The sequence below is a fragment of the Paenibacillus cymbidii genome (genome assembly GCF_004764705.1).
GTDB classification, from domain to species: Bacteria; Bacillota; Bacilli; order Paenibacillales; family NBRC-103111; genus Paenibacillus_AN; species Paenibacillus_AN cymbidii.
Genome location: NZ_SHLX01000010.1, coordinates 250,331 through 265,019, shown reverse-complemented (window position 1 = coordinate 265,019; position 14,689 = coordinate 250,331). Strand labels below are relative to the sequence as shown.

Sequence of the window (14,689 nt, the reverse complement as noted above, 5' to 3'; positions counted from 1 at the left end):
CGCCTTTGCAGGCGCAAACAACGGCACCACCTCCCTCATATGTCGAAATGTGCGCCCGCCGCCGGGGCCGGCTTACGGCCGGTCGAGCCGCACTTCCGCGCCGGTGCGCGCCGATTCGTAGATCGCGCTCAGGATGCGGATCATGTCCACCCCGCCCTCCGGATGGTTGGTCGGCTCGTCCCGACCCATCAGGCACTCGATAAAATGGTGAATGTTGCGCCAATGGGGCTGTCTCTCGTCTTTGCCGAAGCGCGGCACAATGTCGCAGAGCACGCCGTCGATTTCCGTCATCAGCTTCAGCTCGCCGTTCTTCAGGCTGCATCCGGCCTGCGTGCCGCGCAGCTCGACATATTTCAGCCCCTCCTCGATGTTGGCGGCCCAGCTGAATTCGATCTGCAGCGTCGCCCCGTTGTCGAAGCGGATAAAGCCCGTGGCGAGGTCCTCCACGTCGAAAATGCCGCCTTGCTGCGCCGTGCCGAAGCTGCTGTCCGCCGAGTCCGACAGCGCGGAATCGGCGAATTTCGTATAAGCGGCTCCGCTGACGGCGACCGGGCGAGGGTTACCCATCAGCCAAATCGCCAGGTCGATCATATGCACGCCGAGGTCGATCAGCGGGCCGCCGCCGGACAGCGCCTTGGTCGTGAACCACCCGCCGTGCCCCGGAATGCCGCGCCGGCGCACCCAGCCGGTGCGGCCGGTATAAATGTCGCCCATCGCGCCGCTTTCGACGTAGCGCTTCAAAAATTCGGTTTGCGGCGTAAACCGGTTGTTGCGCATGACCATCAGCAGCTTGCCGGACGTTTGGGCGGCATCGGCCATTTTTTGCGCTTCGACCGGGTTGACCGCATCGGGTTTCTCGCAAAATACGTGAATGCCCTGCTCCAGCGCGGCAATCGCCACCTCGGAGTGGTACACGTTGGGCGAACAAATATCGATCGCGTCGAGCCGCTCCTGCTCCATCATGTCCACGTAGTCGACGTACACGCGGCTTACGCCGAGCCTGCGGGCATGCTCCTCCGCCGCGGGCTTATAGATGTCGCACAGGGCGACGACTTCGACGTCCGGGTGGGACATCCAGGCGGGGGCGTGCGAATGGGTAAAAATTTTGCCGGTGCCGACAATGCCAACTTTGAGTGCGCTCATGTTATTTCGTTCCCTTCGGTTTGATCGGCTCCAGGGCCGGCACGGACTTGCCGAAGCGCTGCGTTTCGCGCTGCACCGGGGCCGCCCAGCGGATGGCGTTGGCGATGACGCGCCGCACGTTAGGGTCATGGTAGGTCGGGTACAGCTCGTGGCCGGGGCGGAAATAGAAGATTTTGCCCTGTCCCCGGTTGTAGCAGCAGCCGCTGCGAAAGACGTTGCCGCCTTCGAACCAACTCGTCAGCACGACCTCGTCCGGCGTTGGCACGTCGAAGAACTCGCCGTACATCTCTTCCTGCTCCAGCTCGAAATACGGCCCGATCCCGGCCGCGATCGGATGCCCCGGCGCGGTTACCCACAGCCGCTCCTTCTCGCCTTCGTCGCGGTACAGCAGAGCACAGCTCGTGCCCATCAGCTTCTTGAACACCTTCGAATAATGGCCGGAGTGCAGCACGATCAGCCCCATGCCGGCGAGCACGCGGGCGGCGACACGGTCGACGATGTCGTCCCGCACCTCCTTGTGCGCCGTATGCCCCCACCAGACGAGTACGTCCGTGTCCGCCAGCACCGCCTCGGACAGCCCGTGCTCCGGTTCGTCGAGCGTCGCCGTACGTACGGCGAAGTCGACCGTCAGCGCTTCGGCGATCGTGTGGTGCATCCCCTGCGGATAAATCGCCCGTACGTGCGGCTTGTTAACCTCATGTCGGTATTCGTTCCATACGGTCACCCGGATCGTTTCGCCCATCGCAATCTCTCCTTTCCCATTCTGCTTTCCCCGGTCTGCTTCGCGAACCGGCGCAACTCTCGTTTGCCGGCATAATTGCCGGGAGCATGCCTTCCTTCTACTGCCGCAAGGCGGCATACAATTGCCCCAGCAGTCCCGAGGCCATCTGGAACATGACGCGGTAGCCGCTGCGCTGCAGCGCCTCTCCGCCCTTATTGCTCTGCGCTACATGGGCAAGAATGCCGTCCGGCGTCAGATGCGACAGCAGCGCCTGCCAAGCGTGCCCGGCAGCCGTGCGCGAGCTTGCCGGCAACAGGCCTGCATTCGCCCCGAGCGCCAGCGCCGCGGCAATGCCCGCCGAGCCGGACGCATCGGTTCCGGTCGACGGCTCATCCACGAACACGGACCATAACCCGTCGTTCGCCTGAAAGCCAAGCGCAACGTTCGCCGCCCGCACGAACTCATCGGCGCAGCGGCTCACGCCGGAGCCGGAATAGCCTGCTGCCCGCAGCTCGTTCAGCGTGCGGATCAGCCCCAGCAAGTACCAGGCGTGGGCTCTGGCCCAGTGCCGGAACGTCCGGCTTCCGTCGGCGTAGCTGCGCAAATGCAATTCGCCGCCCGGCAAGCTCAGTTGTTCCCGGCGCACCTCCAGCTGCCGAACCGCCTTCTCCGCCAACTCCGCATCGCCTCGGACGCGGGCCAGCACGGCCATCGGGTAGGCGACCGTGTAGCTTCCTTCGGCGGAAAGCATGCCCGATCCGCATACGGCGCCGTCCTCGCGCGTGCGGGACCTCCATAAGTCAATCGCCCGTTCTAGGGCCGGGTGATCCGGCTGCAGCCGGGCCCACGCCGCGAAAGGCAGCGTGCCTTCGATGCCGTACACGCGGCCGTCCGCCGGCTCGCTGCGGGGATCCTCATACGTCAGCACGTGGTTCGCGTCGCAGAAAAGCCCGAGATGCTCCCGCGCCGCGTCTTCGAACTTGCGATCCGCCAGCGCCCGACCTAGATCCGTCAGCCCGTCCAGCACGCAGCCTTCCAGCCAGCCGAACGGCTGGAGCGAGGACAGGGAGGCGAGCGAGCGGAGCATATGCCGGACGCGGCTCCCGGGTCGATCCGCATCGCGTCCGACAAGAAGAAGATGCGGGAACAGCAGCGGGGCTCGCTCAATGAAAGCCGGATCGGGAGCCAGTATCCGGAATGGCTCGTTTCCGCCGCTGACCAGCTGCAGCTCGAGGCCTTCGCCCAGTATCGCCTCCAGGTGCGCGGGGGACAGCTCGATCTCGAACGGCTGCAGCGGCGAGGCATACCGGATATCGAACACGCCGAGCCGGCGGCGCGACTCGGCCGCAACGGCCTCCAGTTGCAGCTCCTCCCTGACGTCCAGAGCGGCCGTAATGCGCAGCCGCACCTGGACCGCCTCGCCGACGCAGGCCAGATCGGCGTCGTCCGGCCAGCCCAGCCGAGCCGTCATATTCGACTCCCCTCCAACCGCCGCCGCCTTCCAGCCGAACGGGAACCGTTTGCCGACCGGCGGCGGGTCATAGCGCGCCGAATTGAATTTCGCGATCGCATATTGCAGTTCCAAGCCCTCTGCCTCCATCTGGTGTCGCATCGTTGCCTCCTCGTGTATGCCCTCCGGAGCCGAAGCGGCTCCGCTTCATTACCTCGGGCCAGCTTGCTTCGGAGCCGACCCGTCACTTGCTCGCCGGACGAGCGGCCTTGTCCGCATCCGGAACGGGGAGAGCGCTCATCCTTTGACTGCGCCGATCGTCAGCCCTTTGACGAAATACTTTTGCAAAATGGCGAATACGAACATGACCGGCAGCGAGGTGAGCACCATCATCGCGTACATGATCGCATCCGTCGGCACGTCGGACGCGCTGATCGGGTTGCCGCTCGGGTCGACGCCGCCGTTTTTCATCAGCTCGATGTAGGCGGTGATGTTTTTCAGAATGAGCTGGATTGGGTACAGCTCTGAATGGTCGATGAACAAAATCGCGTGGAACGTTTCGTTCCAGTAGTTCAGCGTCATCATCAGCGCCAGCGTCGCCAGCGCCGGCTTGGCCAGCGGCAGCACGATGCTCCGGTACGTCCGCAGGTCGGAGGCGCCGTCGATTTTGGCCGATTCGATCAGCGCCGGCGGGATGTCCTGGAAAAACACGCGCAGCAAAAAGATTTGGAATGGTGCAGCAAACATGGGAACGATCAGCGAGATCAGCATGTTTTTCCAATGCAGGTATTGCACGATCAGGATGTAGAAGGGCACCATGCCGCCGCTGAAAATCATCGTCACGAAGATGTAGAACGAAATCACGCCGCGGAAGCGGAAGTCGCGCCGGGCGAGCGGGTACGCGATCAGCGACGTTACCAGCAGGTTGCATGTCGTGCCGACCACGACGATCGTGATCGAGTTGCGGTAGCCGGTCAGCAGCGTCATCGGCTCGTGCAAAATGTAGGCGTACGCCTGCCAGGAAAAATGGACCGGCACGAGCTGATAGCCGAACCGCTGGATCGCCGCGCCGTCCGTCAAGGAAACCGAGACGGTGAGCACCATCGGCAGCAGGCAAAGCGCGCAAAACACGATCAGGCACAGATGAACCATCGTCTGCACGGGACGGGATATCGTCATCGTCAGTTGTCCCTCCCCGGTTAAAATAACCCATATTCTTTATTGAACATTTTGGCAAGCCGGTTCGTACCGATAATGAGCACGAAGCCAACCGCCGACTGAAACAGCCCGACCGCCGAGCTCATCGCAAAATCGCCGTTGACCGTAAGCGCCCGGAACACGTATGTGTCGAGCACGTCGGTGACCGGATACAGCACGCTGACGTTGCGCGGCACGAAATAGAACAGGCCGAAGTCAGCGCGCAAAATGTGGCCGATGGCGAGAATCGTCAGCATGACCATCATCGGCGCGAGGAATGGCAGCGAAATGTGGCGGATCGACTGCACCCGCGACGCCCCGTCGATTTCCGCGGCCTCGAACAGCTCCTTGTCGATGCTCATCAGCGCGGAATAGTAGACCAGGCTGCTGAAGCCCGTTCCCTTCCAGATGCCGACGAGCGGCAAAATGATCAGCCAGTACCACGGCTCGGCGTAGAAAGCCACCTCGTGGCCGGTCAGCCGGCGCAGCAGCGAGGTCAGCATCCCCGTGCCGGGATTGAGCAGCGTCGTCAGCATCAGCCCGACCAGCACCCACGAGAAGAAGTACGGGAAGAACATGATCGACTGGTACAGCTTGAGCATTTTTTTGCTCGTCACCTCGTACAGCAGCAACGCGAAGAAGACGCTGGCAACAAGCTCGACGGCGATCAGCATCGCGTTCAGTCCGATCGTGTTGCGCAATATTTTCCAGGCGTCGACCGAGCGGAAAAAAAAGGCGAAGTTGTCGAAGCCGTTCCACGCGCTGCCCAGTATCCCCTTGATCGGCACATAGTCCTTGAACGCCATAATGATGCCGAACATGGGCAAATACGAAAAAATAAAGATTTTCACGACAGCCGGCAGCGACATCAGCAACAGCTGCCGATTGTCCTTGAACGGCTTCAGCATGCGGCGCAGCCCTTGCACACTCATTCCTGCAGCGCTCCTTTTGGCGAATTCTTGGCGGTTAATCCCGGCTTGCCGCTTCAGTATAGGGGGCGCGGCCTGCCGCCGGATACTGCAATATCGGCCAAAATCGCTGCAAATATGGCCAACGCCGGCACTTCGGCCGATTCCGCAGTCGCCGCAAACAGAGCAAACCCGCCCGAAGCGTTCCGGGCGGGTTTTGCGGCGAGCAGGAGGTGCATGGGCAGCGCTTTCCGGTCGGACGGGGAGGCCGAAGGCGGTGAAAACAACGAGCCTCAGCGGCTTTTGAGGCTGCGGAATTCGTTCGGCGTGAGGCCGTTGTATTTTTTGAACAGCGTGTAAAAGTAGTTGATATTCGTGAACCCGCTGCGCGCCGCCGCTTCCTGCACCGACATGTCGGGATGCTCCAGCAGGCTTTTGGCCCGCTCCATCCGGTAGCGGTTGATCGATTCGCCAAGCGATTCGCCGGACGTCTTCTTGTACAGCGTGCGCAAATATTTGGCCGTAATCCCGAGGTGCTCGGCGATCAGCTCCGGGTCCAGGCGCTCGTTGGCGAATTCCCGCTCCAGAAACGCGTGCACCTTGTCCATCATGTCGCTGTAGCGCTCGTACTTCTTCACGTTCTCCTGCGAACGGGAGATGGCGGCGGCGATCGCGTCGAACCGCTCCTGCAGCGCCGCGGCGATTTCGTCCAACGTCTCGAAGGACGCAGCCCGGTTGGCGATGTCGATGAACCGCTCGTAGCTGTTGTCTTCGGCCAGTATGCCGTACTTGCGCAGAAACTCCTGCGCCGCAATCGCCAGCCGCAGCACGGCCGTCTGCAGCGAGGCGATGGAATGGCCGCGCGTGCCTTCGATCAGCTCGCCGCAGATGATGCGCACGGCGTCGCCGTCTCCCGCGAGCAGATGATCGAACAACTCCGCCACACGTTTCTCCGGAAACGTGTAGTCCATCTTGTTGAGCTCGCGCACGACGGACACGTAGAGCATCGCCCCCGGCCCGCCAAACAGCTTGTAAGCGAGCGCTTCGCGGCATTCGGCGACACTGTCCGGCACCTCGGCGATTTCGTCCAGCAGCTCGCCCAGGGCCGCGGACAGCGACAGGTGCAAGTAGTGCGCCGCCTTGTCGCGAATGTCCTGGATCAGCCCCTCCATGACAAGAGCGCTTTCCGCGTCGTCGTTCGGGTCGAGGTTGAACAGGATGGCGAACACGCCGTCGCCGAGGTCGACCGCCTCGTGCGTGAAGCGCGGCCCGGCGAGCTCTCCGATGATGTTGATCAGCCCGTAGGACAGCAGAGCGCGATCCTCCAGCGAATAGCGGTCGCAATATAGCGCGTAGCGGTCGATCTTGAGCAGCACGGTCAAGAAGCCGCGGCTGAGGTCGAAGCGGATGCCGTACTGGGCGAACCGCTTGCGCAGCGCGCTCTCCTCCATCCGGCGGGTCGCCAGCATGCGCAAATATTGCTGCTTTTTGTCGTAGCCGGCGTTTTTCTCCGCTTCGTATTTCCGCTCGATTTCGCTGATGTTGCGGCGGAACAGCCCGTAGACGGCGCGGGAGATGAACAGCACGGCCAGCACCGCAACGACGGTGACGAGCAGGAAAATGAGCAGCGTCACCAGCAGCAGGCGCTGCAGCTTGCCGGATACGACGTCGTACGGTGTGAAACGGATGTATTTCCAGTTCAAAATCGGCGAAGATACGTAGGAGATCAAATAGGAGCGCCCGTCGATCGTCTGTTCCAGGTAGCCGGAGTCGTCGCGCCGGTTCAGCATGTCGCCGAAGTCGGCGTAGCTGTTCAGGTTGTCGAGGTACGCGTAACGGTCATTGCCAAGCGCGATCAGGCCGTCGGCATCGGCAATGACCGTTTCGCTCCCGGTGCCGGGGTCCATCGCCCGGATCGTCGTTTCCATCCACTCCTGCGACACGTTCAAAATGATCGCATTGTCGATCTCGTCGGTGTTGCTGTCATAGAAGACGAACGTGTACACGTCGTTCGTCCGCTCGGGGTCGTACTTCGGGCCGGCGAAGCTGTCCGGCGCCGGAATATGACGCGGAACCGGCCGCAGGTTGCGGATTTGTCCGCTCGTCTGCAGCTTCGCGACGATGTCCTTGTCGGGGAACGAGCCGAGCGGGAACGCCATGCCGTCGTAGTACATCCGCTGCGCCCGCTTGTTGTAAATGTACACGGAATTGATGAACGGCATGTTGATGTTGACAATGCCCACTTGCCGCAGCAGCGACGCTGTCTCCAGCTCGCCCAGGTCGGCGTAGTTCATCAGCTTCAGCGCCGCGGGATTGCTGTACAGCTGCAGCAGCGTCATTTTCGCCGATTCGAACATGAAGTTGGTGCTGTAGCTGATCTGCGACAGCTCCTCGACGGTATACGACTGGACCAGCTTGACCGAATGCCGCTCGTAGTTCACGTACATGGCGGTGGACAGCGCGATATTCGCGGCCATCACGATGACGGCGAAGGAAACGAATATTTTGACATGGCTGAGCATCGACGCTCTTTTCTTGTTGCCCGCGAACGCGAACATGATGCGCCTCCTTCCCATGATCGTGCAGCCGGCAAATACGCCGCGGAATAGCCCTGCGGGGGCGGCTGCGACAGCGCCGCCCGCCGGTCAGGGCGGAAAAGCCTCCCGGGCCACTTGAACGTGGACAGGAGGCTGCTGTAAACGGACATCCGCGGCGAAGCGGGGCCGCGAGCAAACGCGGCCTCCCCTTCGTTCGATTATATCCCAAATCCGTGCGGATCAGCTTTTCTTGGCCAAAAACGCATCGATTTGCTTTTGCTTCTCCGCGATCACCTTGTCGACGGCCGCCGCCTTCAGCTTGCCGAGGAATTCGGCGTATTTCTTCTCCGTGTCCGCGCCGTACATGCCGGTGTTGAAGGCGGCCTTGTATTCATTCACAATTGCCGTGCAATTCGCAATTTCGGTCTTGACTTTGTCGGGGCTGAAGTTGAAGCCGTATAGCTTCGACACCGTCGCCGAATCGTTGAGCGCCTTCGTCTGCGTCCACACGTCGTCCGACTGGTTGCCGCTGACGAAGGAGTTGAACTGGTTGCCGTACATCCAGCCCGGAGCCGGGCCATAAGTCGAGCCGGGCAGCGACTCGATGCGGTTGTCGCCGACTTTCTTGTAGTCAACGCCTTCGATGCCCCACACGAGCAGGTTGTACAATTCTTTGTTGATGTTGAGCTGCTCGAGCACCATCAGCGCGCGTTCCGGATTTTTCGAGGTGGCCGATACGGCCGTCATCGTAGCGATGGCATTCGGCGTCGTCAGAATCGGATCGCCCAGCGGAATAATGTACTGCTCGGCCTTATACGTCGTCTTGACGGTTTGTTCGATGCCGGGCATCAGCGTGGCGATTGCCGACGCCACATATTTCGCTGAGTCGAACGTCGGCCGCGTCAATGCGTCCTTGGCGATCAGCCCTTTGGCCTGGAACTGGCTGAGCGTCATGACGAAATCCTTGAACTCCGGCGTGTCGTACTCGTTGAACACCTTCGGCTGCGCTTCGACCGAGCCGGCCACGCCCGGCACGTCCGTCGCTCCGATCGTTTCCCACTTGTAGTACGGGAAGAAGTAGCTGAACACCTGGTTTTTCATTTGCGCGTTGTACAGCTGATCCGTCTTGTCGGCCGGCTCGCCGGCTTTCACTTTCTCCAGATACGGCATCAGATCGGACAGCTTCTTGACGCTCTTCGGATCGAACTGGTACTTGTCCGCCATCGGCTTGGAGATGTTGAACCCAGCTTGGCGGGCGAAAATTTGCTGGTTGATGCTGGCGTAAATGTTGCCGTTCACCTTGGCGGCGTTCCAGATTTCCGGCTTGAATTGCGCGTACGTCTGCGGCGCGTATTTCGGCAGCAGGGCGGTGAGGTCGACGAACGAGCCTTTGGCTGCATTGGCGTAGTAATCGAAATAGTTCGGCGACGTGAACGCGAGGTCGAACTCTTCCTGGGCGTTCACCATGATGGTCATTTTTTGCGTGTAGTCGCCGCTGTTCGGAATTTTGATGAAGTCGACCGTTGTGTTGATCTTCTCCTGCAAAATTTTGTTCATGGCGTCATACACGGTCTGATCGCCCGGCTTGGCCGCGCCGTAAAAATAATACTTCAGATGGACGGGCTTCAGTTCGTTTTTCGGACTCGCCGTGGTGCTTGCGCTTGCACCTGCTCCTGTGCTTGTGCTCGCGCTCGGCGAAGCTGCCGACTTGTCGGACCCACCCGTCTGGCAACCGGCGATTGCGAGCGCCGACAGCAGCGGGAGCATAACGGCAACACGTTTTGCCTTGTTCATTTTGGCAGCCAACCCCATTTCTTATCCTGTTATATTGTGTTGCCAGGGGGTACAACGCTTTCAAAATCCATATTCGTCGGGCGCTGCGCCTCGTGTCAACGCTTCGAGTATAAGGTGGCGGGGAGCTGAAAAAATACTGCAATATCGTCCGAAACGACTGCAATTACGGCGATTCGCCGGCATTGGCCGTTATTGCAGTCCACCGGGCGATTGTGGAGTAGGCGCTGCGGGTTGCTTACTTGAAGAAAGCGAACGATTCGAAATTGATCTCGTGCACGACGATACGCGGACTCATCGCCGCGATGAAGGCGATGACGTCCGCCACGTCGTCCGCCGTCATGAACTTCTCTCGCGGCACTTGCCGTTCTCCCCAGAAGCCGGTGTCGGTCGCGCCGGGATTAACCGTCGTCACCCGAATGTTGCGCTCGATCAGCTGCAGCGCCAGCCCTTGCGACAGCATGTTTACCGCCGCCTTGGCCGTGCAATACAGCGGCGCACCGGCGTTCGCCCGCTTCGCCGCCATCGAGCCGGTAAATACGATAAGGCCGCCTCGTTCCCGGTCGGCGTGCGGGATGTAATGCTTGGCGCAGAGGAAGCTGCCTTTCACATTGACGTCGAACGTCCGGTCATACGCCTCCACCGACATCTCCGCAAGCTGCGCAGGGATGCTCAGCCCCGCAGCATTCACCAGCACGTCCAGGCTGCCGAACGTTTCGCCGGCCCAAGCAAAAAACGAGCGCACGTCCTGCTCCTTCGTCACGTCCACCGTGCGATAGGCCGCCGTCGCTCCGTCGGCCGTCAGCTCCTCCGTCAGCTGCCGCAGCACCGGCTCCTGGCCCGAGCCGAGCGCCAGCCGCGCCCCTTGCGCCGCCAGCGCCCGCGCTGTCGCCTGTCCGATCCCTCCGCCTGCGCCGACGATCGCCACCGTCAGATGTTGCCGCCGATTCGTATTCATGTTCCTTGCACCTCCTAATGAAATGAAAATGAAAACCCGGGCCAGATTAGAAATATCCGCCTTTCCTGACGACCTCCGTCGGCGTCAATCCATCCAGCACCATCTGCTTAATTTCCTTCTCGTTCTCGCGGATATACTCGGCCCGCAGCAGCACCTCGTATGCCAACGCCCGCGGAACGACGATCAAGCCGTCGATGTCGCCGAATACGACGTCGCCGGGATAGATGAAGACGCCGCCGATCATCACTGGCAGCTGCCAGCCGAGCATCCGGAAGCGGCCGAGCATTCCGTTCGACGTGCGGTATTTGCAGAAAACGGGGAAGTTCATCTCCAGCACTTTGTTCGTATCGCGCACGCCGCCGTCGACGACCGCACCGCGGCAGCCGCGTCGCCTCGACGCCATCGTCATCACCTCGCCCCATTGCGCCGACTCGTCGTCGCCGCTCGTATCCCATACGACGATGCTGCCCGGCGCGATCTCCTCCAGCATGCGCGCCCGCTGCTCCATCTCGCTCTCCAGCGTCAAGTTTTTCGAGCCCTTCACAGTGAAGGCGATTCCGCACACCTTCATATCGTCCCTCAGCGGCATGATGCCGGTCGGCAGCACTTGGTAGAGCAGTCCCGCTCGCGAAGCACATCGTTGACAGCTGCGGTAAACGTCGCCTCATACCGGTCGCACAGCTCTTGCTCCGATATCGGCAACGGGGCGAGCTCTCTGGCGCCCCGGTCCGCCTTAAGCTGCTCCAGATCCATATGCGATTCCTCCATTTGTGTTTGTGCACCTTATGTTTTTGCACAAAATGATGATATTCTTCTGTATAATTAAGTGACACCCGTTCACGAGGAGCGATAGCCATGCCGGGCAATGCACTGCTTGTCGATTACGACTTCGACATTGAGGCCATCAGTCATATGACAGAACGGGAGCCGAATCCAAACTGGAAAATAACGGCTATTTCCTACGCGAATGTATACATGCTCGTCTATTGCCGGGAAGGCGAAGCGGTGTACCATGTGCATGGAGGGCAGCGCCATAACGGCGGAGAGCCGCCTCTCGCGCATGACGACAGGCAGCACGTCGGCAGCGTTCAGCCTGCGGAGAGCGGCGATCAGCACCACGTACGCAAGGGGGACCTGCTGTTTCTGCCGAAAGGATTAGTCCGATCTGCTTATTCGGATCCGGACAATCCGTGGTCGTTCTGCACCGTTTCGTTCACGGTCCGCTTCCACAACGAACAGACGCGGCAGCTGTTCGACCGCTTCAAACCGGTCATCCGCAGCCCCCACTTGTACCGGATGCCCGCGCTATTCGCCGAGCTGCTTCACGTCTGGACCGGCCAACGCAGCGGCTACACGATCAAGTGCAAGAGCATCGTTATGGATATCCTGCATACGCTGATTCAGGACCAGGACCATGCGAAGTTCGGCGTGGCCCATTACAATGCGATTGAGCGGACGACCCAGCTGATTTTGACGAACTACAAGGATCATTTCTCAATCGACGAACTGGCGTCCCATGCCGGTCTCAGTTCCTCGCACTTTCGCCTGCTGTTCAAGAGGATCATCGGCATGACCGCCGTCCAATATCAGAATCGTATCCGCATTAATAAAGCGAAGGGACTGCTGATGAGCGGCGAATACAACGTGACGGAAGCGGCGTTGGCGGTAGGATTTCAGGACATTTACTATTTCAGCCGCTTGTTCAAAAAGTTGACGCGCGAGTCGCCGTCTCATTACGCCAACGGATGAAAGCCCGCCAAGTCGATGCGGTGCGCCTTGCCGGCTGTCCGGTCATGTACGATCAGCGCATCGTCATCTGCAAGCTCCAGCGAATACCCGCCGCTTTTGGCCGGGGGCTCCACATAGAAATGCCGCTGCGAAAGCGGGATAATATGCCAGTGGCGCACCGTATCCGTATCGTCCATCGCCGCCGCGTATACGATCGTATGGCTCCGGCGAAACGACTCGCTCGTATAGCGGAGGATCACGGCGCTGCCTTCTGCTCCTTGTCCCGGTCGAGTCGGCTGCGGGTCGTTGCGGTCATGCGCGTATTCCCAACCGCGGGACAACCTGCCCGCGTTCGGCTCGCTGCCGGACGACGCATGCACCTGAAAAAACTTCATGCCGGCGCCACCGCGGCGCAGCACGAGCTTCGTCTCGGCCGCGACTTTAAGCTGCAGCTGGTTGTCGCAATTGTTGACAACGAACGCGCTCTCCACCTGCACGGCCTGCTCCGCCTCGATCCGGTCGACGATGAACAGCACGTGCGGCATAACGGCGATCCACGTCCGCTCCGCCCGCCTGATCGGCGCGCCGTACAGCTCGGACGCCTCGCAGCGGATCACGTGTACGCCGCCTCGCTGCGTGACGATCCGGTTATAGGCGCGCCGCGCCGCCGGACGCAATACGTCCCCGCCCGCTTCGTGTTGCCCGAGCTGCAGCGACCCTGCTCCCGGCTGCTCCGCCAGGAAACGCCAGGTGCCGAGCTGCGCTGTCGATCGTGCTTGCTCCTGCGTCTGTAGCAAGCGGCAACAGTAACCCGGATCGACGAAGAAGCGCTCCTGCCGATGCATGAGCATGAAGCTGATGGCGTCCTCGTGGCAGTGCGCGCCGACACGTTGCGGCTCGCTGCCGCCGCCCTGCACAGCCAGCACTGTCAGCGGATCCCGCCAGCTGTCGCGGGCGATGACCCTGCCCGAAGCAAATGCCGACAGCAGCGGCAGCTCCGCCTGCTCAAGCGATAGCGGCCGCCGGATGCCGCCTGCGGCAGCAAGCTCGGCGCGCACCCGCCGGACGTTGTGTATCAACAGTTCCATTGCCGCTGCCCCCCGTTATCATCTTCGTCCTGCCACTCACTTCGCGCCGCTGTCACAGCTCCCGCAGCAAACCGTATATGCCGTTGCGATAAGCCTCCACCAGCGCCAGCATCAGCGGCGCGAAGCTATGGCGCTCGTCGCGACAGGGCAGCTTTAGCGTCACGTATGATTTGACCGTCCCCTTCTCCTCGCCTTCCCCCGGACAGAGGCACCCCGGACAACTCAGCTCCGTCGAAAAGTCGCGGTTGATGCATAGCCGGTTGAGCCCCTCAATGCCGCGGCGGAAGGCTTGACCATACGTCGCCGGATCGAGCAGCCCGGCGCGTATGCCGACTCCCATACCGTACAAAATCAAACCTGTGCCGGAACACTCCTCGTAGGAGTGGTCAAACGGAATTTCCTGCCGCCACATCCCCCGCTGCGATTGGTGCGGCAGCAGTGCCGCCGACAAGTCCGTGAAGCAGCGCTCCGCCTGTGCTCGGTGCGCGGAATCGCGCGGCAAGCGCAGCACCAGCTCCGCCAGCGGCAAGTACCCCCAGCCGTTGCCTCTGCTCCAGTGATCCTCGGAGTACCGTCCCGCTCCGTTCCAGTTTTTGCACTGATGTAGCAGGCCGTTGCTCTTGTCGAGAAATTCCTCGTACATCAGGAACGTCTGACGCGCCGCCTCGTCGATGTAGCGCTGCTCCCGAAGCGCCAGCCCTGCATATAGCAGGTATGGCGTAACCGCCGTGGCGACGTCGATCCAGATCAGCTCCTTCTCGGGCTCATACGGATAACACATGATGCCGCTGCGGTCGCGGGGAGCCGTCAGCATTTCCTCCGCATATTCCCTGACCTGCGTTGCCGCTTCCGGCATCCAGCCCTTCATCAGCGCGTATGCTTTGGCAATACCGCCGATCGTGTAGCTCGGAAAGTTGTACCGCGGATGTTCGATCCGCTCGGGGAACCGCGAGAGGATCGCCTTCCCTTTCTCCAGCAGCGCCGAGTCCTGTTTCTCCTCGGCAGTCTGCAGCAAGGCGAAGATCGCTAGCAACCCGTAATAATGCTTCACTTCGTCGATGTGCTCGTAGTGCTCGTACAGCTTCTGCGCCATATACAGCGGGTTCATACGCCCCTCCTTGAACTGATTTTTGCAGATTTGCCTGACTGCGTATTAGTAAGATTCGCC

The 14,689-nt window shown here is 61.0% G+C and carries 13 protein-coding genes; 1 reads left to right on the top strand and 12 read right to left on the bottom strand.

All coding sequences use genetic code 11. From position 1 onward, the window contains the following. Positions 1 to 72: 72 nt before the first annotated feature. From EXY20_RS16115 to EXY20_RS39490, 10 genes are all read right to left on the bottom strand, one after another. Positions 73 to 1,143 carry a Gfo/Idh/MocA family protein gene (locus tag EXY20_RS16115; RefSeq protein WP_135552893.1) on the bottom strand — a complete coding sequence of 357 codons (1,071 nt, stop codon included), beginning with the start codon at positions 1,141 to 1,143 and terminating at the stop codon, positions 73 to 75. 1 nt (position 1,144) lies between these two features. Then, positions 1,145 to 1,885, bottom strand: coding sequence for a ThuA domain-containing protein (locus EXY20_RS16110; protein ID WP_135552891.1), 741 nt, complete (start codon positions 1,883 to 1,885; stop codon positions 1,145 to 1,147). Between the two features lie 97 nt (positions 1,886 to 1,982). Then, a complete protein-coding gene (locus tag EXY20_RS16105; RefSeq protein WP_235885986.1) occupies positions 1,983 to 3,476 on the bottom strand; it encodes a glycoside hydrolase family 88 protein in 1,494 nt (497 codons plus the stop codon). 135 nt (positions 3,477 to 3,611) lie between these two features. Further along, the gene (locus EXY20_RS16100; RefSeq protein ID WP_135552889.1) at positions 3,612 to 4,493 is read right to left on the bottom strand and encodes a carbohydrate ABC transporter permease; all 882 of its coding nucleotides are present in this window, start codon (positions 4,491 to 4,493) and stop codon (positions 3,612 to 3,614) included. 20 nt (positions 4,494 to 4,513) lie between these two features. Next, complete coding sequence (locus tag EXY20_RS16095) at positions 4,514 to 5,443, bottom strand: ABC transporter permease (RefSeq protein WP_235885976.1); 930 nt, start codon at positions 5,441 to 5,443, stop codon at positions 4,514 to 4,516. Between the two features lie 269 nt (positions 5,444 to 5,712). After that, a complete protein-coding gene (locus EXY20_RS16090; protein WP_167859277.1) occupies positions 5,713 to 7,977 on the bottom strand; it encodes a helix-turn-helix domain-containing protein in 2,265 nt (754 codons plus the stop codon). A 219-nt stretch (positions 7,978 to 8,196) separates the two neighbouring features. After that, positions 8,197 to 9,750, bottom strand: a complete 1,554-nt coding sequence (locus EXY20_RS16085; RefSeq protein WP_167859276.1) for an ABC transporter substrate-binding protein — start codon at positions 9,748 to 9,750, stop codon at positions 8,197 to 8,199. A gap of 235 nt (positions 9,751 to 9,985) precedes the next feature. Next, the gene (locus EXY20_RS16080; protein WP_135552883.1) at positions 9,986 to 10,705 is read right to left on the bottom strand and encodes an SDR family NAD(P)-dependent oxidoreductase; all 720 of its coding nucleotides are present in this window, start codon (positions 10,703 to 10,705) and stop codon (positions 9,986 to 9,988) included. Between the two features lie 46 nt (positions 10,706 to 10,751). Then, positions 10,752 to 11,312 (bottom strand): RraA family protein, encoded by a 561-nt coding sequence (locus EXY20_RS16075; RefSeq protein WP_207671280.1) that lies wholly within the window; start codon positions 11,310 to 11,312, stop codon positions 10,752 to 10,754. After that, complete coding sequence (locus EXY20_RS39490; protein WP_207671279.1) at positions 11,285 to 11,473, bottom strand: hypothetical protein; 189 nt, start codon at positions 11,471 to 11,473, stop codon at positions 11,285 to 11,287. Before EXY20_RS39490 ends, EXY20_RS16075 begins: the two co-directional genes overlap by 28 nt. An 87-nt stretch (positions 11,474 to 11,560) precedes the next feature. Here EXY20_RS39490 and EXY20_RS16070 point away from each other — a divergent pair, with 87 nt between their 5' ends. Further along, positions 11,561 to 12,454, top strand: a complete 894-nt coding sequence (locus EXY20_RS16070; RefSeq protein WP_135552881.1) for a helix-turn-helix transcriptional regulator — start codon at positions 11,561 to 11,563, stop codon at positions 12,452 to 12,454. Here EXY20_RS16070 and EXY20_RS16065 read toward each other — a convergent pair. Then, a complete protein-coding gene (locus tag EXY20_RS16065; protein ID WP_135552878.1) occupies positions 12,439 to 13,521 on the bottom strand; it encodes a heparinase II/III domain-containing protein in 1,083 nt (360 codons plus the stop codon). The two genes, EXY20_RS16070 and EXY20_RS16065, sit on opposite strands and share 16 nt — an antisense overlap. Before the next feature lie 52 nt (positions 13,522 to 13,573). Further along, positions 13,574 to 14,629 carry a glycoside hydrolase family 88 protein gene (locus EXY20_RS16060; RefSeq protein WP_135552876.1) on the bottom strand — a complete coding sequence of 352 codons (1,056 nt, stop codon included), beginning with the start codon at positions 14,627 to 14,629 and terminating at the stop codon, positions 13,574 to 13,576. Between the last annotated feature and the right edge of the window lie 60 nt (positions 14,630 to 14,689).